This window comes from Intrasporangium sp. DVR (assembly GCF_040365325.1).
Lineage (GTDB): Bacteria > Actinomycetota > Actinomycetes > Actinomycetales > Dermatophilaceae > Intrasporangium.
Genome location: NZ_BAABZW010000016.1, coordinates 40,402 through 60,965, shown reverse-complemented (window position 1 = coordinate 60,965; position 20,564 = coordinate 40,402). Strand labels below are relative to the sequence as shown.

Annotated in this window: 18 protein-coding genes; 1 reads left to right on the top strand and 17 read right to left on the bottom strand. The window is 71.9% G+C overall.

What is annotated here, in order from left to right:
• Positions 1–33 precede the first annotated feature (33 nt).
• The 17 genes from ABWV20_RS12335 to efp all read right to left on the bottom strand — a co-directional run bounded on the left by ABWV20_RS12335 (position 34) and on the right by efp (position 18,248).
• Positions 34–2,142 carry a primosomal protein N' gene (locus tag ABWV20_RS12335; protein ID WP_353355462.1) on the bottom strand — a complete coding sequence of 703 codons (2,109 nt, stop codon included), beginning with the start codon at positions 2,140–2,142 and terminating at the stop codon, positions 34–36.
• Positions 2,143–2,158: 16 nt separating this feature from the next.
• Complete coding sequence (metK, locus tag ABWV20_RS12330) at positions 2,159–3,379, bottom strand: methionine adenosyltransferase (protein ID WP_353355461.1); 1,221 nt, start codon at positions 3,377–3,379, stop codon at positions 2,159–2,161.
• Between the two features lie 49 nt (positions 3,380–3,428).
• Positions 3,429–4,721, bottom strand: coding sequence for a bifunctional phosphopantothenoylcysteine decarboxylase/phosphopantothenate synthase (locus ABWV20_RS12325; protein ID WP_353355460.1), 1,293 nt, complete (start codon positions 4,719–4,721; stop codon positions 3,429–3,431).
• 13 nt (positions 4,722–4,734) lie between these two features.
• Entirely contained in the window at positions 4,735–4,998 is a 264-nt protein-coding gene (gene rpoZ / locus ABWV20_RS12320) for a DNA-directed RNA polymerase subunit omega (protein ID WP_353355459.1), read from the bottom strand.
• Between the two features lie 77 nt (positions 4,999–5,075).
• Positions 5,076–5,672: a guanylate kinase gene (gene gmk, locus ABWV20_RS12315; RefSeq protein ID WP_353355458.1), complete on the bottom strand. Its 597-nt coding sequence runs from the start codon at positions 5,670–5,672 to the stop codon at positions 5,076–5,078.
• On the bottom strand, positions 5,669–5,986 hold the full coding sequence (mihF, locus tag ABWV20_RS12310; RefSeq protein WP_353355457.1) for an integration host factor, actinobacterial type: 318 nt from the start codon (positions 5,984–5,986) through the stop codon (positions 5,669–5,671). The genes gmk and mihF overlap by 4 nt, the downstream gene beginning before the upstream one ends.
• 161 nt (positions 5,987–6,147) lie before the next feature.
• Positions 6,148–6,999: an orotidine-5'-phosphate decarboxylase gene (gene pyrF / locus ABWV20_RS12305; RefSeq protein ID WP_353355456.1), complete on the bottom strand. Its 852-nt coding sequence runs from the start codon at positions 6,997–6,999 to the stop codon at positions 6,148–6,150.
• A gap of 144 nt (positions 7,000–7,143) precedes the next feature.
• Entirely contained in the window at positions 7,144–8,100 is a 957-nt protein-coding gene (locus ABWV20_RS12300; protein ID WP_353355455.1) for a beta/alpha barrel domain-containing protein, read from the bottom strand.
• Complete coding sequence (locus ABWV20_RS12295) at positions 8,100–9,020, bottom strand: iron-sulfur cluster-binding protein (protein ID WP_353355454.1); 921 nt, start codon at positions 9,018–9,020, stop codon at positions 8,100–8,102. Before ABWV20_RS12295 ends, ABWV20_RS12300 begins: the two co-directional genes overlap by 1 nt.
• Positions 9,021–9,022: 2 nt before the next feature.
• Complete coding sequence (carB, locus tag ABWV20_RS12290; protein ID WP_353355453.1) at positions 9,023–12,391, bottom strand: carbamoyl-phosphate synthase large subunit; 3,369 nt, start codon at positions 12,389–12,391, stop codon at positions 9,023–9,025.
• Positions 12,391–13,587, bottom strand: a complete 1,197-nt coding sequence (gene carA, locus ABWV20_RS12285) for a glutamine-hydrolyzing carbamoyl-phosphate synthase small subunit (RefSeq protein ID WP_353355452.1) — start codon at positions 13,585–13,587, stop codon at positions 12,391–12,393. Before carA ends, carB begins: the two co-directional genes overlap by 1 nt.
• Complete coding sequence (locus ABWV20_RS12280) at positions 13,584–14,900, bottom strand: dihydroorotase (protein ID WP_353355451.1); 1,317 nt, start codon at positions 14,898–14,900, stop codon at positions 13,584–13,586. Before ABWV20_RS12280 ends, carA begins: the two co-directional genes overlap by 4 nt.
• Complete coding sequence (locus tag ABWV20_RS12275; protein ID WP_353355450.1) at positions 14,897–15,943, bottom strand: aspartate carbamoyltransferase catalytic subunit; 1,047 nt, start codon at positions 15,941–15,943, stop codon at positions 14,897–14,899. The genes ABWV20_RS12280 and ABWV20_RS12275 overlap by 4 nt, the downstream gene beginning before the upstream one ends.
• Positions 15,940–16,530, bottom strand: coding sequence for a bifunctional pyr operon transcriptional regulator/uracil phosphoribosyltransferase PyrR (gene pyrR, locus ABWV20_RS12270; protein ID WP_353355449.1), 591 nt, complete (start codon positions 16,528–16,530; stop codon positions 15,940–15,942). The genes ABWV20_RS12275 and pyrR overlap by 4 nt, the downstream gene beginning before the upstream one ends.
• Before the next feature lie 170 nt (positions 16,531–16,700).
• Positions 16,701–17,156 carry an NAD(P)H-dependent oxidoreductase gene (locus ABWV20_RS12265; RefSeq protein ID WP_353355448.1) on the bottom strand — a complete coding sequence of 152 codons (456 nt, stop codon included), beginning with the start codon at positions 17,154–17,156 and terminating at the stop codon, positions 16,701–16,703.
• A 109-nt stretch (positions 17,157–17,265) separates the two neighbouring features.
• Entirely contained in the window at positions 17,266–17,679 is a 414-nt protein-coding gene (gene nusB, locus ABWV20_RS12260) for a transcription antitermination factor NusB (RefSeq protein ID WP_353355447.1), read from the bottom strand.
• Between the two features lie 5 nt (positions 17,680–17,684).
• Positions 17,685–18,248 (bottom strand): elongation factor P, encoded by a 564-nt coding sequence (gene efp / locus ABWV20_RS12255; RefSeq protein WP_353355446.1) that lies wholly within the window; start codon positions 18,246–18,248, stop codon positions 17,685–17,687.
• A 279-nt stretch (positions 18,249–18,527) separates the two neighbouring features.
• Here efp and ABWV20_RS12250 point away from each other — a divergent pair, with 279 nt between their 5' ends.
• Complete coding sequence (locus tag ABWV20_RS12250; protein WP_353355445.1) at positions 18,528–20,558, top strand: HelD family protein; 2,031 nt, start codon at positions 18,528–18,530, stop codon at positions 20,556–20,558.
• Positions 20,559–20,564: the final 6 nt, after the last annotated feature.

Below are 20,564 nucleotides of genomic sequence, written 5' to 3'. Positions count from 1 at the left end.
GCCCCACGTCGGACTCGAGCCGTGGCCAACCGACTACCACTGGTCCAGGGGATCGACCCGGACGGTGACGCCGTCGGACTCCTTGCGTGCCGACCGGAACGCCTTGAGCGCGGCGAGGGCGTGAGTCAGCTCAGGGGTCGACTCCAGAGGCGCGCGGACGAGGGCGTGCCAGCTGGGCGCAACCGCCTCGGACGCCTCGGCCTGCGGGCGGCTCCTGGCGGGCCGCCCCACGTCCAGGGGCATCGGCCCGAGGACCTGGGCCTCGGATGGCAGGTCGAGCTGGCTCAGCGCGCCGGCAACTGCTTCTCGGCTCCCGACGAGCTGGGCCATCCGGACGGCGGGCGGCAGGCCGAGCTCACGGCGCTCGGCGAGCTCACGAGCGGCCAGCCACCCGGGGTCCCACCGGACCAGTGCCTCGATCGCCGGCAGGCTCACACCCTGCGGCACGCCGGCCAGGACCACGGTGCGTCCCGGCTGGACGAGCGAGGCCGCGGCGGTCCATCGCCGCAGGGACTCGAGCGGCGCATCGAGCACCGGCAGATCGAGGCTCGCCCAGGCGTCGAGGAGAAGCACTGCGGCATAGCCGCCCTCGGCGACCGGCTCAGCGCCCGGCGTGGCGACGACGAGGGCGGGCTCGTGGCTGACGACCGGCAGGACCTGCCCGGCACGGGAGGTGTGGACCGGAGGACCGGGGAACGATCGGCCGATCTCCTCGGCCGTCCGCCCCGCCCCGGTCACGCTGGCGCGCAGCCGGCGCGCGCCGCACGACCTGCACTCGAACCCCGACGAGCCCAGGCCGGACCCACACCACCGGCACCTCGGCGGGCTTCCCGACGAGCCGACCGCGACCGGTCCTTGGCAACGCTGGCACCTGACCGGTGTCCGGCACTCCCCGCAGCTGAGCGCTGGGACGTAGCCGCGCCGCGGCACCTGCAGCAGGACGGGACCGTCGCGCAGCGCATCCTTGGCGACCCGCCAGGCCACCGAGGGCAGATGGGCCCGCGCGGCTGGACCGTCGCGCTCGTCGTCGAGCCCCTCACCCGCGATGACGACCCGCGGGGCGGCATCCCGGACGACGGCCGCCTCGGCCGTCACCGGGATGAGCCGTCCTGCCTCGACCTCGGTCTGGAGCCGCAGGCTGCGCACGAGGCCACCGGAGAGCAGGGCCGCACCGGTCTGCTCCGCCCTGAGCGTGAGCACGACCCCGGTGTGGTGGTAGGGAGCGCGCTGCTCCGCCAGCAGGTCGTCCCCGTCGTCCCACCACGCGACGAGGCCGAGGCGGTGCACGGGGGCGAACGCGGCGGCGCGCGTGCCGATCGCCACGCGGACGTGGCCGCGCAGCACCTTGAGCCAGGCCGTGTAGCGCGCCTGCGGCCCCTGGTCCGCCGTCAGCCGCACGTGGAGGCCCCTCCCGAGCAGTCGGGTGAGTGCCGCGTCCAGGCGGTCGACGTCACGATGGTCCGGCACGACGACGACCGCGCCCCGTCCACCGGCGAGCGCGGCGCCGACCGCGACCGCGACGGCCTCCGGCCAGTCGGCGTCGGCCGGCTGGCTCGGCAGTGCCGTCCAGACTGCGGCCGGCCCCTCGCCTCCGGCCACCCGTCGCAGCCAGGCCGGACCAGCCGGGTAGGCGGTCCAGGGCCCCGGGGGTGGGGCGGTCCGAGCCTCGGCCCCCGGCCCGACGCCGGGGTCTGCGCCCGCCGCGCCGCCGTGCGGGGACTCGCTCGGCTCGTCGGGTGGTGACGACGTGGGCAGGTTGCGCTCGGCAGCGGCGTGGCGCTTGGGCACCGCGAGGCGCAGGACGTCGCTCAACGTCCCCGCGTAACGGTCGGCCACGGCGCGGCAGAGTGCGTGGATCTCGGGCGTCAGCACCGGCTCGGGGCTGACCACCTTGCGCAGCGGCGTGAGGCGCCCCTCGTGCTCGGCCGCCGCACGTCGGTCGACGACGAACCCCTCGAGGTCGCGTCCGGCGAACCGGACCCGCACCCTCGCCCCCGGCACGGCGTCCGCCGACATCTCGTCCGGGACGGAGTACTCGAAGAGCCGGTCGAGGTGCGCGAGCGGGGTGTCCACGACAACGCCAGCGACCGGCCCCTCGGGGACCGGTCGCTGCTCGCTCGTCGCGAAGTTGTCGTCGCCCACGAGGGCGAATCTAGTGTCAGCGGGAGACAGCCGCCCGCAGGGCCTCGATCCGGTCGGTGCGCTCCCAGGTGAAGGCGTTGTCCACACCGTCCGCCTTGGTCCGACCGAAGTGACCGTAGGCCGCCGTCGGCGCGTAGATGGGGCGGAGCAGGTCGAGGGCGTCGACGATGGCCGCGGGACGCAGGTCGAAGACCTCGCCGATGGCGTCCTGGATCCGGTCCACCGGCACCGTCTCCGTGCCGAAGGTCTCGACGTAGAGGCCGACGGGCTGCGCCTTGCCGATGGCGTAGGCGACCTGGACCTCGCACCGACGCGCGAGCCCGGCGGCCACGATGTTCTTGGCGACCCAGCGCATCGCATAGGCACCGGAGCGGTCGACCTTGCTCGGGTCCTTGCCGGAGAAGGCGCCGCCCCCATGGCGGGCCATCCCACCGTAGGTGTCGACGATGATCTTGCGGCCGGTGAGTCCGGCGTCACCCATCGGGCCGCCGATCTCGAAGCGGCCGGTGGGGTTGATCAGGGCGCGGTAGGCCGAGACGTCGAGGTCGCTCCCGCCCGCATGCAGCTCCTCGAGGACCGGCGCGATGACGTGCTCCTTGATGTCCGGCTCGAGCATCCCCTCCAGGGACACGTCCGGGGCGTGCTGGCTCGAGAGGACGACGGTGTCGAGCCGCACCGCACGATCGCCCTCGTAGGCGATCGTCACCTGCGTCTTGCCGTCCGGTCGGAGATAGGCCAGCTCGTTGCTCTTGCGCACCTGGGTGAGCCGCTCCGCGAGGCGGTGCGCGAGGAAGATCGGCAGCGGCATGAGCTCAGGAGTGTCGTCGCACGCGTAGCCGAACATCAGCCCCTGGTCGCCGGCGCCCTGCTTGTCCATGGGGTCGACCCCGCCGTGGCGTGTCTCGTGGGCCGTGTCCACGCCCTGCGCGATGTCGGGCGACTGCGCGCCGATCGACACGGAGACACCGCAGGTGCGGCCGTCGAAGCCCTTCTGCGACCCGTCGTAGCCGACCGCGAGGATGGTCTCGCGCACGATCCGCGGGATCTCGACGTAGCCCGTCGTGGAGACCTCACCGGCGACGTGGACGAGCCCGGTGGTGACCATCGTCTCGACGGCGACCCGGGCCTGCGCGTCCTCGGCGAGCAGCGCGTCGAGGATCGAGTCGCTGATCTGGTCGCAGATCTTGTCCGGGTGTCCTTCGGTGACGGACTCGGACGTGAAGAGGCGTGCGGACACGTGGGCTCCTGGCTGATGGGTGGGCGGTGACGGCGAGTGTAGTCCCGGCTCAGAGAAGGGTTTCGACGGCGTCCAGCACGGCATCGGCGACGACATCCTTGGACGCCGGCCCGACCGTGCGCACCTCGTCACTGCCGCGCGTGAGGATGTGGACGGTGTTGTCGTCCCGACCGAACGCCTTGTCGAAGCCGACCTCGTTGGTGACCTGGAGGTCGCTGCCCTTGCGGGCGAACTTGGCCCGGGCGTGGTCGAGGACCGAGCCGGCGGCGTCACCGGTCTCGGCGGCGAAGCTGACGATGCACGGCCGGGACGCGCCCCGCTGCGCCCGGTCGACGACGAGGCCCTTGACGATGTCGGGGTTCTCGACGAGCTCGAGGTGCAGGCCCTGGCCGTCCTCGCCCTTCTTGATCTTGCTGGCGCTCGTCGTGGACGGCCGGAAGTCCGCCGGCGCTGCCGCCATGATGACGACGTCGGCATCGCCCGCTGCGTCCGTGACCGCCTGCTGGAGCTCGAGGGTCGTCCCGACGGGGACGACTCTCACTCCGTCGGGCGCGGGAAGGGAGACGTTGGCCGCCACCAGGGTGACCTCGGCGCCCCGCGCCGCGGCGGCGCGGGCGATCGCGAGGCCCTGCTTGCCGGACGACCGGTTGCCGAGGAAGCGCACGGGATCGAGGGGCTCCCGGGTGCCGCCCGCGGCGACCACGACCTTCCGCCCCGACCACCGGCCGTATGCCGCTGAGCTCGCCGCGCGGGTCGTGGATCCTCTGGTGCCCTCCCGCGCTGCTGCGTCGGCGAGGACGGGAGGAGCGTCAGGTCCGGCCCCGACGACGGCGAGCACAGCGGCATACAGCTCATCGGGCTCGGGGAGACGGCCGGGACCGGTGTCCGTGCCGGTGAGGCGACCCTCGGCCGGGTCGATGACGGTGACCCCGCGCTCGCGCAGGGTCGCGACGTTGGCCTGGGTCGCGGGATGGAGCCACATCTCGGTGTGCATCGCGGGCGCGAGCACGACGGGGCAGCGTGCCGTCAGGAGGGTGTTGGTGAGCAGGTCGTCGGCGAGGCCGTGCGCGGCCTTGGCGACCACGTCCGCCGTCGCCGGTGCCACGACGACCACGTCAGCGTGCTGCCCGATCCGCACGTGCGGCACCTCGTGGACGTCCGTCCAGACGTCGGTGCTGACCGGCTTGCCCGAGAGGGCGGCCCATGTCGGGGCGCCGACGAAGCGGAGCGCTGCCGCGGTGGGCACCACGGTGACGTCGTGGCCGCTCTCGGTGAACAGCCGAAGCAGGGAACACGCCTTGTAGGCGGCGATGCCGCCGCTCACACCGAGGACGACGCGCATCGGCCCGAGCGCCTCAGGCCTCGGTCGGCTCGGAGGTGAGGAGACCCTCGTTGATCTCACGCAGGGAGATGGACAGCGGCTTCTCGTGCACCTCGGTCTCGACGAGCGGGCCGACGTAGTCGAGCAGGCCCTCCTGGAGCTGGGAGTAGTACGCGTTGATCTGGCGGGCGCGCTTGGCGGCGTAGATGACGAGGGCGTACTTCGAGTCGGCGGCGGTCAGGAGGTCGTCGATCGGCGGGTTGGTGATGCCGATGGGAGCAGCCTGGGTACCGGACACAGTGATCTCGTTTCGTTGGGGTCGTGGTCGTGCAGGGTCTCGTGGCGCCGCGCCGAAGCGTGCGGCAACGAGGGGACTCACCGTCCGGAGCGTCCCGATCTCATCAATGATACGAGTTCTTCGCTCGCCCTCCGAACATCGTCGTTGACGATGACCTTGTCGAACTCCGCCTGGGCGGCCAGCTCGGCCCGGGCGGTGTCCAGTCGACGGAGCCGCTCGGACTCCTCCTCGGTCCCCCGGCCGACGAGGCGCCGGACCAGCTCGTCCCAGCTCGGCGGCGCGAGGAAGACGAAGAGGGCATCGGGCCAGGTCACGCGCACCTGACGCGCGCCCTGGAGGTCGATCTCGAGGAGGGCGTCACGGCCCTCCCGGATGGCTCGCTCGACCGGGCCCCGCGGAGTGCCGTACTTGGCAACCCCGTGCACGACGGCGTGCTCGAGGAACTCCCCCGCCGCGACGAGGCGGTCGAACTCGAGGTCGTCCACGAAGTGGTAGTGCACACCGTCGACCTCGCCGGGGCGAGGCTTGCGGGTCGTCATCGACACCGAGAACCAGACCCCGGGGAAGTGGGTGCGCACGTAGGCAGCGATGGTCCCCTTCCCGACCGCGGTCGGGCCGGCGAGGACGGTCAGCCGTCCGGGCTCGCGGGGTGCCGTCCCGGAGGCTGCCGTCACGGTCGCTCGAACCGGCGCAGCAGTGCGGCGATCTGGTTGGCGCCGAGCCCGCGGACGCGTCGGGACTCGGCGATCCCGACCTCGGCCATGATCGCCTTGGCGCGGACGCGGCCGACCCCGGGCATGGACTCGAGCAGCTCGGTCACCTTCAGCTTGCCGATGACGGGATCGACCTTGCCGTCCTCGATGACCTCGGCGAGCGAGGCACTGGAGTACTTGAGGCGGTTCTTGACGGCAGCTCGCTCCCGGCGCGCGGCAGCAGCCTTCTGCAGGGCTGCGGCGCGCTCTTCGGGGGTGAGCGGTGGAAGGGCCACGGTGTGAAGTCTCCTCGCTGAGCACGCCGCTGGGCGTGCCGGTTGATGTGGACCGACAGGGTGCACCGATCGGACAGGCCGACCGTGCTGACAGGGTCAGCGCCGAACCTAGCGAGCCCGGTGGCGCCGGTGCAACGCGGGGCGGCCGGAAGGAGCCGGTCTCAGCCCGCCCACGCGGCGAGCGTCTCGGCGGTCCGGGTCGCGGCGTCAACGAGCCGCGACGGGTCGGGTCCGGCCGCGAGGATGTCGCGGCTCGACGAGGCGAGGACCTGCCGACGTGCCGGTCCGAAGGTCGCCTCGAGGGCGGCCACGTCGCCGCCCTGGGCACCGAAGCCCGGGGCGAGCACGGGAGACGCAGCCGCACGCAGGTCGAGCCCGAGATCGCTCACCGCGGAGCCGACCGTCGCCCCGATGACCAACCCGATGCTGCCGAGCTCACCGCGCTCGTGGGCCACGGCGTTGTCGACGGTGGCCCCGTCCACGATCGAGGCGGCCACGCTGCGGCCCGCGTGCACGGCGTGCTGGACTGCAGCCCCCTCCGGGTTGGAGGTGAGGGCCAGCACGAACAGGCCTCGCCCGGTCTGGGCCGCCAGGTCGATGGCGGGACGCAGCGAGTCGTAGCCGAGGAAGGGGCTGGCCGTGATGGCGTCGACCGGCGCCGACCCGTCCTTGCCGAGGAAGGCCTCGGCGTAGGCCGCCATCGTCGTCCCGATGTCGCCGCGCTTGACGTCGAGGATCGTCAGGGTCCCGGCCTCGTGCAGCTCGTCGAGCACGCGCTCGAGAACGGCCACCCCCTTGCTGCCGAAGACCTCGAAGAAGGCCGACTGGGGCTTGACCGCGGCAACCCGGCCGGCGAAGGCCTCGACGCAGGTGAGCGAGAACCGCTCCAGCCCGGCCAGGTCGTAGCTCAGGCCCCACGACTCGACGAGCGACCGGTGCGGGTCGATGCCTGCGCAGAGTGGACCGTGTCGGTCCATGGCGGCGGCGAGCCTGGTGCCGAAGGTGTCAGTCATGGGTTCCTCTCCGGCGACGGTGCGCCGTGGTCAGGGGCTGGGTTGGGGGGCTGGGTTGGGGGGCTGGGTTGGGGGGCTGGGTTGGGGGGCTGGGTTGGGGGGCTGGGTTCGGGGGCTGGGTCACAGGTGGGGGTCAGGCGTCGGTCACGGGGGCGGGGCACCGGCGGCCCGGCTGAGCGCAGCAGCCAGGGTCGGGTGACCCCAGGAGTCGCACATCCGGGACAGCTCGTCCCGAACCCGGGCGGGAGCGGTCGGGTCGCCGAAGGTCGCGCTGCCCACCTGCACGGCGGTGGCGCCGGCCACGAGGAATTCCAGGGCGTCCCGGGCAGAGCCCACCCCGCCCACGCCGATGATCGGCACGGTCCGGAGGCGACGAGCCAGCATGACCTCGTGGACCCGTCTCACGGCGAGGAGCGCGAGCGGCCGCGTCGCCGGGCCGGATACCCGCCCGGCCACCCAGACCGAGCCCCCGAGGGGCGGGCCGACGTCCAGCGCCAGCCCGCGCGCCCCGTTCCCGATGGTGAGCGCGTCCGCCCCTGCCTCGACGCAGGCCGCGGCGACGGCAACGAGGTCAGTGGCGTCGACGGCGATCTTGGCGAGCACCGCGATGTCGCGCGGCAGCTGCCCGCGGACGCGTCCCACGACCGTGGCCGCTGCCAGCGCGTCCTCGTCGAACGCCCGACCGGCCGTGCTCTCGTTGGGCACCGAGAGGTTGAGCTCGACGCCGAGGACACAGTCGAAGGACTCGCTCGCGCCGAGCCGTTCGACGACCTCGCTGTACTCGCTGCTCGTGCTTCCCGCGACCGATGCGATGACCGTGGCGCCGACCGAGCGCAGCCACGCGAGGTCCCGCGCGGCGAACGCGTCCACGCCGGGGTTCGGCAGCCCGCTGTCCCAGACGAGCCCGGCCGGCGTCTCCAGGAGTCGGGGCACTCCCCCGCCCGCTCGCGGGCTCGCCGTCACCGAAGGCGTCACCACCGCACCAAGGCCGGACACGTCGAAGAAGCGGTGCAGCTCCGGACCGCATCCGCCGCAGCCAGAGGCACTCATGACGGGGTTGCGCAGCCGATGGCCGGCGAAGGTGACTGAGAGGTCCGCCATCAGGGCGCCCCCGGCACGACGACATCCGGGGGCAGCTGCCACCGGCCGTCGACGAGCTGGTCCCACCGGACACGGTCTCCTCGCAGGACCGGGCCCTCCGTGCAGACGCGGACCGCGCGGGTCAGGCCGTCATTGCCGACCACGGGCATGACGCAGTCGAGACAGATGCCGATCCCGCAGCCGGGTCGGCTGGGCAGGCCGATCATGCTGACGGCGCCGGCGCGTGTCGCGGCTGCGGCAGTCGCGCGGAGCAGGTCCACGGGGCCGGCCGCATAGACGACGGCGGCGGCGCTCCGGTCGAGCAGCCCGGGCAGGACGTCGGTGGGGCGTCCCCGGACACCGGCCGACCCGTCGCACGTCGTCACGATCGTCTCGTCACACCGACGGCGCGCTTCGATGACACCGAGAAGCTGGTCCTCGCTCGCTCCGCCGAGGACCATGTCGACGCGACAGCCCCGGGCCCGCAGGAGGGCGGCCAGCCAGAGGAGCGTTCCCCCGGACGGCCCCTCTGCGACGAGGATGCAGTGCTGCGGTGCCGCGGGCAGCGGGAACCGCCTGCCGAGCGGGCCCACGACGTCGACGTGGTCGTGCGGACGCCGCCGGGCCAGCCACTCGGAGCCCCGGTCTGCGCCCTGGGCGGCCCGCAGGGGGAGCTGGACGACGACCTCCACGGTGCCCCCGTAGGTCCCGCTCGGACTGACCTGGTGGATGGGCAGGAGCCGGCGCAGTGGCAGTGCCGCCCCTGCGTCCCCGACGGCAAGGGCCACGAGCTGCCCGGGGCCCGCCGTCTCCGCCACCCTTGGTGCGACGAGGGTGAGGTGCTGGAAGGACCCGACCCGCCGGGCCGCGATGACCTCGCTCCTCTCCTGCGTGACCCGAGACCTCCGGATGACCTGGGTCGCCTCGCTGTCGGGCGTCACCGTCACACCGAGAGCTCCACTGCGGGCTTCTCCGCCTCCTCGGCTCCGCTGGGCGGCGATCCCGCCCTCGCCCCTCGTCCGAGGAGGTCGAGGTCGCGGGCGTGCTCCTGGAGCGACTTGACCCGAATCTCCTCGGTGAGGTGCGCCTCGATGGCCAGCACCGCGGCAGCGAGCGTGGCGATCGTCGTGATGATGGGAAGGTCGGCGCTCGTCGTCGCGGCCCGGATCGCGTAGCCGTCCGCGCGGGCGTCCTGCCCGCTCGGAGTGTTGACGACCATCTGGACCGTGCCGTCCTCGATCAGCTCGACGATCGACTTCTCCCCCTCGTGGTCCCCGGTCCGCTCGGTCAGCTTCCGGACCAGCGTGGCCTCGATGCCGTTGCGCTTGAGCACGGCAGCGGTGCCCGCCGTCGCCAGGATCGTGAACCCGAGATCCACGAGGCGCTTGACCGGGAAGAGCATCGCCCGCTTGTCGCGGTTGGCGACCGACACGAAGATCGACCCGGACCTCGGCAGCCCGCCACCGATGGCCAGCTGGGCCTTGGAGAAGGCGGAGCCGAAGTCGCGGTCGATGCCCATGACCTCGCCGGTGGAGCGCATCTCGGGGCCGAGGATCGAGTCGACGGCGAGCCCCTCGGGTGTCCGGAACCGCTTGAACGGCAGCACCGCCTCCTTGCAGGAGATCGGAGCGTGGTCGGGCAGCCGTCCACCGTCACCCGTGGGCGGCAGGAGGCCTTCGCTGCGCAGTTCCCGGATGGTCGCGCCCAGCATGACCCGGGAGGCCGCCCGCGCGAGGGCCACGCCGGTCGCCTTCGACACGAAGGGCACCGTGCGCGAGGCGCGCGGGTTGGCCTCGATGACGTACAGGATGTCCTGGGCGAGAGCGAACTGGACGTTCATCAGCCCCCGGACCCCGATCCCCTCAGCGAGCTTGCGCGTCGCCACGCGGACCCGCTCGAGCTCCGCGTCGCCCAGGGTGGCGGGCGGAAGCGTGCAGGCGCTGTCACCCGAGTGGATGCCGGCCTCCTCGACGTGTTCCATGATCCCGCCGAGGTAGAGGTCCTCGCCGTCGAAGAGCGCGTCGACGTCGATCTCGATGGCGTCGTCGAGAAACCGGTCGACGAGGATGGGGTGGTCGGGCGAGGCCTCGGTGGCCTTCTCGACGTACGTGACGAGCGAGTCGTCGTCGTAGACGATGACCATCCCGCGACCGCCGAGAACGTACGACGGCCGCACCAGGACCGGATAGCCGATCTCCCGGGCGACCTCGAGAGCCTCGTCGGCGCTGACGGCGGTGCCGTGCTTCGGGGCGATGAGACCGGCCCGGGCGAGGACCTGACCGAAGGCTCCGCGGTCCTCGGCGAGGTGGATCGCCGCGGGTGAGGTCCCGACGATCTGCACGCCCTCGTCGGCGAGCGCCTGGGCGAGCCCGAGCGGGGTCTGACCGCCGAGCTGGACGATGACGCCTGCGATGGGACCCGCCTGGGCCTCGGCGTGGATGACCTCGAGGACGTCCTCGAGCGTCAGCGGCTCGAAGTAGAGACGGCTGCTCGTGTCGTAGTCCGTCGACACCGTCTCGGGGTTGCAGTTGACCATGACGGTGTCGTAGCCGGCTTCGCGCAGGGCGAACGAGGCGTGGACGCAGGAGTAGTCGAACTCCACGCCCTGCCCGATGCGGTTGGGGCCCGATCCGAGGATGATCACCGCGGGCTTCTCCCGGCGCTCCACCTCGGTCTCCTCGTCGTACGACGAGTAGTGGTACGGCGTCGTCGCCGCGAACTCGGCTGCGCAGGTGTCGACGGTCTTGTAGACCGGGCGGACGCCGAGAGCGTGACGGACGCCCCGGACGACTGCTTCGGGCATGCCGCGCAGGGCCGAGACCTGCGCGTCGCTGAAACCGTGCCGTTTGACGAGGCGCAGCAGCTCGGGCGTGAGTGTGGGCGCCTCCGACAGCAGGACGGCGACCTCGTTGAGCAGCTGGATCTGGTCGAGGAACCATGGGTCGATGCCGGTGGCCTCGTGCACCTCCTCGACGGTGCACCCGCCGCGCAGCGCCTGCTGGACCTGGACGATGCGACCGTCCGTCGGGACCGCGGCCGCCTCGAGCAGACGACTCGCAGCCGCCCGGGTGATCTCGCCGTTCCAGTGGAAGGTGGCGTCCTTCTTCTCGAGGGAGCGCAGCGCCTTCTGCATGGCCTCGGTGAAGTTGCGCCCGATCGCCATCGCCTCGCCGACCGACTTCATCGTCGTCGTGAGCGTGGGGTCGGCCGCCGGGAACTTCTCGAACGCGAAACGTGGCACCTTGACGACGACGTAGTCGAGCGTCGGCTCGAAGCTCGCCGGCGTCTCCTTGGTGATGTCGTTGGGGACCTCGTCGAGGGTGTAGCCGATCGCCATCTTCGCGGCGATCTTCGCGATCGGGAACCCGGTTGCCTTGGAGGCGAGGGCACTCGACCGGGAGACGCGTGGGTTCATCTCGATGACGATGACGCGGCCGTCCTCCGGGTTGACCGCGAACTGGATGTTGCAGCCGCCGGTGTCCACACCGACCTCGCGGATCACCGCGATGCCGATGTCGCGCAGGCGCTGGTACTCGCGATCCGTCAGGGTCAGGGCCGGCGCGACGGTGATCGAGTCACCGGTGTGGACCCCCATCGGGTCGAGGTTCTCGATCGAGCAGACGACGACGACGTTGTCGCGGTGGTCCCGCATGACCTCGAGCTCGTACTCCTTCCAGCCGAGGATCGACTCCTCGAGGAGCACCTCGGTCACCGGGGAGTACTGGAGTCCGGCCCCGGCGATCCGGCGCAGGTCCTGCTCGTCGTAGGCGAAGCCCGACCCCAGGCCTCCCATCGTGAAGGAGGGCCGGACGACGACGGGGTACTGGAGGTCCTCCGCGGCCGCGAGGCACTCTTCCATGGTGTGGCAGATGATCGAGCGGGCGGACTCGGCGCCACAGCGCTCCACCACTCCCTTGAACTTCTCCCGGTCCTCCCCGAGCTGGATGGCCTCGACGTTCGCGCCGATCAACGGGCAGTTGTACTTCTCGAGGACGCCGTTGCCGTGGAGGGCGATCGCGCAGTTGAGGGCGGTCTGGCCGCCGAGCGTGGCCAGCACGGCATCGGGGCGCTCCTTGGCGATGATCGCCTCAACGAACTCGGGGGTGATCGGCTCGATGTAGGTGGCGTCCGCGAACTCCGGGTCGGTCATGATGGTCGCCGGATTGCTGTTGACGAGGACGACACGGATGCCCTCCTCGCGCAGCACGCGACAGGCCTGCGTGCCGGAGTAGTCGAACTCCACCGCCTGTCCGATGACGATCGGCCCGGAGCCGATGACGAGGACGCTCTTGATGTCGTCGCGCTTGGGCATCAGTGAACTTCCTCGATCTTCTCGTCCTGGTGGTGGGTGCGCCGGGCCTGCATGAGCTCGATGAACCGGTCGAAGAGGTAGGCCGCGTCGTGGGGTCCTGCTGCTGCTTCGGGGTGGTACTGCACCGAGTACGCCGGCACGTCGAGGCACTCGAGCCCCTCGACGACGTCGTCGTTGAGGCACACGTGTGAGACGCGCGCCCGACCGAAGGGCGTGTCGCTGACCGCGTCGAGCGGGGCGTCGACGGCGAAGCCGTGGTTGTGGGCGGTGACTTCGACCTTGCCCGTGGCCCGGTCCATGACCGGCTGGTTGATGCCGCGGTGACCGTACTTCAGCTTGTAGGTGCCGAACCCGAGGGCGCGGCCGAGCAGCTGGTTGCCGAAGCAGATGCCGAAGAAGGGAACGCGCCGGCTCAGGACGTCCCGGAGCAGCGTGATCTCGTGCTCCGCGGTCGCTGGATCCCCGGGGCCGTTGGAGAAGAACACTCCATCGGGGCCGTGCTCGCCCACCGCCAGGACGTCGTCGAGGGTGGAGGTCGCGGGCAGGACGTGGACCTCGATGCCGCGTTCGGCCATCATCTGCGGCGTCATCTCCTTGATGCCGAGGTCGAGCGCAGCGACAGTGAAGTGCTTCTCGCCCCGGGCCGGCACGACGTAGGCCTCGGTCGTCGAGACCTCCTGCGCCAGGGCCGCTCCCTCCATCCGGGGGGCCGCGGTCACGACGTCGAGAAGCTCGCTCTCGGGTCGCTGGGCGGCAGCCCCGCTGAAGACTCCGACGCGCATCGACCCGCGCTCGCGCAGGTGCCGCGTCAGGGCCCTGGTGTCGATGTGGCAGATGCCGACGATGCCCTGGTCGCGCAGCTCGTCCTCGAGGTCGCGCCGAGCCCGCCAGTTGGAGGATCGCAGGGCTGGGTCGCGCACGACGAAGCCCGCCGCCCAGATCCGTCGGGACTCGCCGTCGTCGTCGTTCACCCCGGTGTTGCCGATGTGCGGGGCCGTCATCACGATGACCTGCCGGTGGTAGCTCGGGTCGGTGAGGGTCTCCTGGTAGCCGGTCATCCCGGTCGAGAAGACGGCCTCACCCAGAGCCTCGCCCACTGCTCCGTAGGACAGGCCCCGGAAGCTGCGACCGTCCTCCAGGACGAGCACGGCGGGCTCACGGACGAGCCCGCTGGGGGTCGGGGGGTTCAGGGTCACGATGCGCTCTCCATCACGGTCGACTCGATGCTGTGGGTGACCCTCCCGCGGAGGATGGTCGTGTGGACTGCGCCGCGGAGCGTGCGCCCGTGCCACGGGTTGTTCCGGGAGCGGCTCAGGCTCGCCGCTGCATCGACGGTCACCTGACGATCCGGGTCGATCAGCGTGACGTTCGCAGGGGCACCCACCTCGAGTGCTCGGCCCTGGTCGGTGAGCCCGCCGATCCGGGCGGGGGTGGTCGACATGACTCGGGCGACGTCCGCCCAGTCGAGCAGGCCGGGTCGGACCATGAGGTCGCTGATGACGGCCAGGGCGGTCTCGAGGCCCAACATCCCGAAGGCCGCGTCGACGAAGGCGTGCTCCTTGTCGTGACGGGCGTGCGGTGCGTGGTCGGTCGCGACGGCGTCGATGGTGCCGTCGGCCAGCCCGGCCCGCAGCGCCTCGACGTCCTCCTGGGGGCGAAGCGGCGGGTTGACCTTGTAGACCGGGTCGTAGCCGACGAGCAGGTCGGTCGTCAGAGCCAGGTGATGGGGGGTGACCTCGGCAGTGACGGCGATCCCTTGAGCCTTGGCCCAGCGGACCACCTCGACGGTCCCGGCAGTGGAGACGTGGGCGACGTGGACGCGCGAGCCGGTGTGCCGGGCGAGCATGACGTCACGGGCGACGATGGACTCCTCCGCGACGGCCGGCCAGCCGGGCAGCCCGAGGCGACCGGAGACCTCCCCCTCGTGGCAGCACGCCGCCGCATCGGCGAGCCGGGGGTCCTGCGCGTGCTGGGAGATGACTCCGCCGAAGGGCTTGACGTACTCGAGGGCCCGTCGCATCAGGCGGGCATCGTGGACGCACCGGCCGTCGTCGGAGAAGACCCGCACCCGGGCGCGCGACCTGGCCATGAGCCCGAGCTCCGCGAGCTCGGCCCCGTCGAGGCCCTTGGTCACGGCGCCGACCGGGACGACGTCGACGCGCCCACTGGCCCTCCCGAGGTCGAACACGCGCTCTGCGGCCTCGGCGGTGTCGGTGACCGGGCTGGTGTTGGCCATCGCGAAGACCGCGGTGAACCCGCCGGCGGCTGCCGCAGCCGATCCCGTGGCGATCGTCTCGGCGTCCTCGCGGCCGGGCTCGCGCAGGTGGACGTGGAGGTCCACGAGGCCCGGCAGCGCGACGAGTCCGTCGGCGTCGATGACCTCGGCCCCGTTCGGGGCATCAGCACCCGCACCGAGCGCGCCGACCTGGCGGATCAGGCCGTCCTCGACGAGCAGGTCTGCCGGGTCGCCACCGAGGATGCGGGCTCCACGGACGAGCAGGCGGGTCATCGGGAGACTCCTTCGGGCTGCATCGCCGACGGTCGCGTCCCGTCGGCGGGTGGGGCGTCGAGCTCGACATGGGGATCAGGTCCGCTGGGGGGCGCACCGTCGTCGTTGCCGGCGAGCAGGTGGTAGAGGACCGCCATCCGCACGGCCACCCCGGCCGAGACCTGGTCGAGCACGACGGATCGTGGGCTGTCGGCTGCCTCTGGGGCGATCTCGAGGCCGCGGTTCATCGGGCCGGGGTGCAGGATCAGCACGTCCGGGTTGCGGGCCACCAGCTGGTCGAGCCGCTCCCTCGTCAGACCGTAGCCGACGGTGTACTCCCGGGCGGTGGGGAAGTAGCCGCCACTCATGCGTTCGCGCTGGACGCGCAGCATCATCACCGCGTCGACCGGGTCGTCGCCGTCGAGCACGGCGTCGAGGTCCCAGGACGTCGCGAAGCCGTCGGCCGCGCTCCATGCCGCGATCCCGCTCGGCATCAGGGTCGGCGGCGCCACGACGGTCACCCTCGCGCCGAGGGTCTTGAGCGTGATGACGTTGCTGCGGAAGACCCGGGAGTGGGTCAGGTCTCCGACGATGACGATGTGCTTGCCGTCGAGGTCACCCAGACGGGTCCGCAGGGTGTGGGCGTCGAGGAGCGCCTGCGTCGGGTGCTCGTGGGTGCCGTCGCCGGCGTTGATCACCGAGCACCGGACCCACTGTGCGACCTGGTGGCAGGCGCCGGAGGCGTTGTGCCGGATGACGAGCGCATCGACGGCCATGGCATCGACCGTCATCGCCGTGTCCCGCAGGCTCTCGCCCTTGGAGGTCGACGATCCCTTGGCCGACAGGTTGATGGTGTCGGCGGACATCCACTTGCCGGCGATCTCGAAGGAGGACCGGGTCCGCGTGGAGTCCTCGAAGAAGAAGTTGATCACGGTGCGACCCCGCAGGGTCGGCACCTTCTTGACCTCGCGCCGCTGGAGGTCGTGCATCGAGTGGGCCGTGGCCAGGATGTCCTCGACCTCGGCGCGGGTGAGGTCGGCCGACGAGAGCAGGTGCTTGGTCATCGGCCCTCTCCCCCGCTGATCCGGACGACGTCGAGGCCGTCGAGCTCGGAGACCCGGACGTGGACCCGCTCGTCGCGGGACGTCGGGAGGTTCTTGCCGACGTGGTCGGCCCGGATCGGCAGCTCGCGGTGACCGCGGTCGACGAGCACGGCGAGCCGCACGGCGCGCGGCCGGCCCAGCTCGGAGAGGGCATCGAGGGCCGCTCGGATGGTCCGGCCCGAGTAGAGCACGTCGTCGACGAGGACGACGACCTTGTCGTCGATGCCGGACTCGGGGATGCGCGAGCGGTGGGCAGCTCGGACGGGCTGACGGCGCAGATCGTCGCGGTGCAGGGTCACGTCGAGCTCCCCGACCGGGACCACCACTCCCTCGACGGCCTCGATCGCCGCCGCCAGCCGCTTCGCGAGCGGAGCTCCGCGCGAGGGGATACCGAGCAGGACGAGGTCGGCGGCGCCCTTGTTGCGCTCGAGGATCTCGTGACCGATGCGCCGCAGCGCCCGGGAGATGTCATCCGCGCTGAGGACATCTCTGGCGTCCTCGGGGATGGTTGGACGTGGGGCCGGCGCACTCAGGTCAGGGCAGGTCACAGCCGCTGGACCTCCTTCCCCGCCTCACAGGACGGTGGTTAAAGGATGTCTTCCGCTCGGAAGTGTAGCCGCCGCAGTGCGGTGGTCCGGCCACCGACCCGTTGGTGGACGCGCGGCCCGCCGCGACGCGGTGTGACGAGGACGCGAGCCGGCCCCGCTCCGAGCGCCCCTCACTCCATGAGCGAGGCGGCCAGTGTGCCCCCGAGCTCGAACGCCGCCTCGCGCACCGCCTTGTCGACTGCGCCCGCCACGAGGAGTGGGGACCCCGCCAGCACCCAGCCGAGCGCTCCGGCGATCGACTCGACCGCGCGGCGCGCGCCTTCTACGTCGTTGTTGCCGTGCACCCAGTAGGAGTAGGGCAGCCCGGCCCTGGCCGTCAACGTCGGGTAGTAGACCGTGTCGAAGAAGTGCTTGAGTGCCCCGCTCATGTAGCCGATGTTGGCCGGCGTCCCCAGGAGCAGGCCGTCTGCTGCCAGCAGGTCGCTCGCCGTGGCGGAGAGCGCGGGGTGGACGTCCACCTCGACGCCCTCGATCCCCTCGGCGCGCGTTCCGGCGAGCACCGACTCGAGGATCTCCTGCGTCCCCGGCGACGGGGTGTGGTGAACGACGAGCAGACGGGCGGTCACCCCGCCAACCTAGCCCGATCTGCCGCGACCACGCCCGGCTGGGACCGGAGCGGCCCGCGGAGCGAGCCCGACGGCATACGACTCCGGTGGGGCCAGCCGCTGCGGGTCGTCAGAGGATGGTCGCCTTGACCTCGGAGAGGCGACCGAGCAGGCCGTTGACGAAGGTCGGCGACTCGTCCGTCGACAGCTCGGTGGCCAGGGCGACGGCCTCGGAGATCGCGACGGCGTCGGGGATCTCGTCGTTGTAGAGCACCTCCCAGGCGCCGAGGCGCAGGATCGCCCGGTCGACCGCCGGCATCCGCTCGAGCGTCCACCCCTGGCTGTAGTCCGTGAGGGCGGCGTTGACGTCACGCCACCTCGCGACCACACCGCGCACGAGCGTCGCGGTGTAGGGGTTGTTGCCGGCGCGGGACTCGGCATCCTTGAGCCGCTCGTCGAGCAGCGCCTCGGCGTTGAGTCCCCGCTGGTCGGCCTCGAAGAGGATGTCGAGGGCCCGTGTGCGGGCCTTGGTGCGTGCGGACAACGGGATCAGTCGTTGACTCGGCCGAGATACGACCCGTCGCGGGTGTCGACCTTGACCTTGGTGCCGGTCTCGAGGAAGAGCGGGACCTGGATCAGCGCGCCCGTCTCGAGCGTGGCGGGCTTGGTGCCACCGGTCGAGCGGTCACCCTGCAGGCCCGGGTCGGTGTGCGTGATCTCGAGGACGACGCTGGCCGGGAGCTCGACGTAGAGCGGCACTCCCTCGTTGGTGGCGACGATGGCGTTCTGGTTCTCGAGGAGGTAGTTGGCGGCGTCACCGACGGTGGCCTGCGGCACGTGGAGCTGGTCGTACGTGTCGGTGTCCATGAAGACGAAGTCGTCGCCGTCCTTGTAGAGGTACTGCATGGTGCGCTTGTCGACGTTGCTCGTCTCGACCTTCACGCCCGCGTTGAACGTCTTGTCGACGACCTTGCCGGACAGGACGTTCTTCAGCTTGGTGCGCACGAAGGCCGGGCCCTTGCCCGGCTTGACGTGCTGGAACTCGACGACGGACCAGAGCTGTCCCTCGAGGTTGAGCACCAGGCCGTTCTTCAGGTCGTTGGTCGTTGCCATGAGTGAAGTACCACTTTCGTATGCCGCTGGGCTCGCTCGGCGCGCACGTGCACGCGGGTGCCCCCGGGCGTTTGCGTCGGATGTCGGGGAGTTGCCGCGCAAGTCTAGCGGCGGGCCACGGCGGGAGCGGAATCGCACGTGCACGGGCCGCGGCGCGGCGGGTAGGCTGGCCCGCTCGTCCCGTCCTGCGCGACACACCGAGCAGACGACAACTCACCGGCTTCCGGTCGCGGTGTGTCGCGATCTGACGGGTGTGTCGCCCCTGGAGAGAGGTCCCCCGTGTCGCGCCTCGATGCTGAGCTGGCCCGCGAGCAGGCGCACCTGGACAGGGCCCGGGCCGAGCTGGCGCGCATGCGCACGGCCGCGGAGTCGCTCGACGCCTCGCGGGCGAGTGACGCGGTCTCCGGCGAGGTCCTCTCCCGCGTGCTAGCCCGGAGGATCCTCTCGCTCCAGGACGACCCGAGGACGACGCTGTTCTTCGGCCGGATCGACACGGCCGCCACGTCCGAGCACCCCGGGGGTGAGGCGTTCCACATCGGCCGGAGGCACGTCTCCGACGGGGCGGGCGACCCCGTCGTCGTCGACTGGCGCGCCCCGGTCTCGACCGGGTTCTACCGGGCGTCCGCTGCGGACCCGATGGGGCTGGTCCGGCGGCGGCGCTTCGGGGTGGAGCACGGGATGCTGACCGCACTGGAGGACGAGCCCCTCGTGGCCGGCGTGGGGACCGGTCCCAGCGCGCTGCTCGCCGCCGAGATCGAGCGGCCGCGCACCGGCCCGATGCGTGACATCGTCTCGACGATCCAGCCCGAGCAGGACGAGATCGTCCGCAGCGACGTGGACACGACCATCTGCGTCCAGGGGGCGCCGGGCACGGGCAAGACGGCGGTGGGGCTGCACCGTGCGGCATGGCTGCTCTACTCCTTCCGGGACCGGCTCGACCGGGCGGGCGTGCTCGTCATCGGCCCCAACCGCGCGTTCCTCGACCACATCGGTGCGGTCCTTCCCGCGTTGGGCGAGATCCGGGTCGGTCACGCGACGATCGAGTCGCTCGTCGGCCACGCCCGGGTGCGGGCCGAGGACCATCCACGGGTCGCCGCGCTGAAGGGCGATGCTCGCCTCGCTCCGGTCCTGCGTCGCGCGGTGTGGTCCTCGGTCGGTCGCCCTGCGGGTCCCCTGGTCGTGCCGCGGGGAGTCCGCAAATGGCGCGTTCCCGCCTCCGAGGTCCAGGACGTCCTGGACGAGCTCGTGGCCCGCGACGTCCGCTACGAAGCGGCCCGGGCCCTCCTCCCACAGCGCCTCGCGCACCACGTGCTGCTCGAGATGGAGGCGTCAGGAGAGGCACCCGATGATCGCGTCCAGGACGCTGTCGCCAAGTCGAGCGCGGTGCGGGCCTACACCGCGTCCGTGTGGCCGGCCCTGGACGCCACCTCGGTCCTGCACCGGCTCTGGTCGGACCCCGCCGCGTTGGCCGCGGCCGCCGGCGACGACCTCACGCCCGAGGAGCAGGCCCAGCTCGGCTGGCCCCGGCCGCCTCGCAGCAAGGGGTCGGCGCGGTGGAGCCGCGCGGACCTCGTGCTCCTCGACGAGCTGTCCGACCTCCTCTCCCGCACCCCGAGCCTCGGACACGTGATCGTCGACGAGGCCCAGGACCTCTCCCCGATGCAGCTGCGCGCGGTGGGCCGGCGGTGCACGACGGGCTCGGCGACCGTCCTCGGCGATCTCGCGCAGGGCACGACCCCGTGGGCGACCGGCTCGTGGTCCGAGGCGATGGCGCACCTGGGCAAGCCGAGCCATGCGCTCGTTGAGCTCGACCGTGGCTTCCGCGTGCCGGGTCGGGTCATCGACTATGCCGCCCGACTCCTGCCCCACATGTCCGACGGGCTCACCCCTCCCCGCTCGGTGCGCGACAACCCGGGGGTGCTGACCGTCGCGCACGTCGACCCGGCGTCGCTCGACCAGCGTCTCGCGCAGCTGCTCATCGGGCGCGCCGGGGAGCCCGGCTCGACCGGGGTCATTGCCGCCGGCGGCGATCTCGACCGGATCGCAGCGTCCTTCGACGCCCGGGACCTGACCTACGGACGACTCGACCTCGACCACGGTGACGACGCGGACCACCCGTTGCAGCTCGTGCCCGCCACGGTGGCGAAGGGGCTCGAGTTCGACCGCGTCGTCGTGGTCGAGCCGGCGGCGATCGCGGCTGCTGAGCCGGACGGCAGGACCGGCCTGCGGCGGCTCTACGTCGTTCTCACCCGGGCGGTGTCAGAGCTGACGGTGCTGCACGCGCAGCCCCTCCCCCTGCCGCTGCAGTGACCCCGC

What these genes read in the sequence shown, in the direction of transcription:
- ABWV20_RS12300 (WP_353355455.1), bottom strand. Translation starts at nt 8,100, where the DNA reads ATGGCGGACCTCTCAGTCACCTTCGCCGGCCATCGGCTGCGCAACCCC.
- ABWV20_RS12280 (WP_353355451.1), bottom strand. Translation starts at nt 14,900, where the DNA reads ATGACCCGCCTGCTCGTCCGTGGAGCCCGCATCCTCGGTGGCGACCCG.
- efp (WP_353355446.1), bottom strand. Translation starts at nt 18,248, where the DNA reads ATGGCAACGACCAACGACCTGAAGAACGGCCTGGTGCTCAACCTCGAG.
- pyrF (WP_353355456.1), bottom strand. Translation starts at nt 6,999, where the DNA reads ATGACTGACACCTTCGGCACCAGGCTCGCCGCCGCCATGGACCGACAC.
- ABWV20_RS12325 (WP_353355460.1), bottom strand. Translation starts at nt 4,721, where the DNA reads ATGCGCGTCGTCCTCGGTGTGAGCGGCGGCATCGCCGCCTACAAGGCG.
- ABWV20_RS12275 (WP_353355450.1), bottom strand. Translation starts at nt 15,943, where the DNA reads ATGACCAAGCACCTGCTCTCGTCGGCCGACCTCACCCGCGCCGAGGTC.
- carB (WP_353355453.1), bottom strand. Translation starts at nt 12,391, where the DNA reads ATGCCCAAGCGCGACGACATCAAGAGCGTCCTCGTCATCGGCTCCGGG.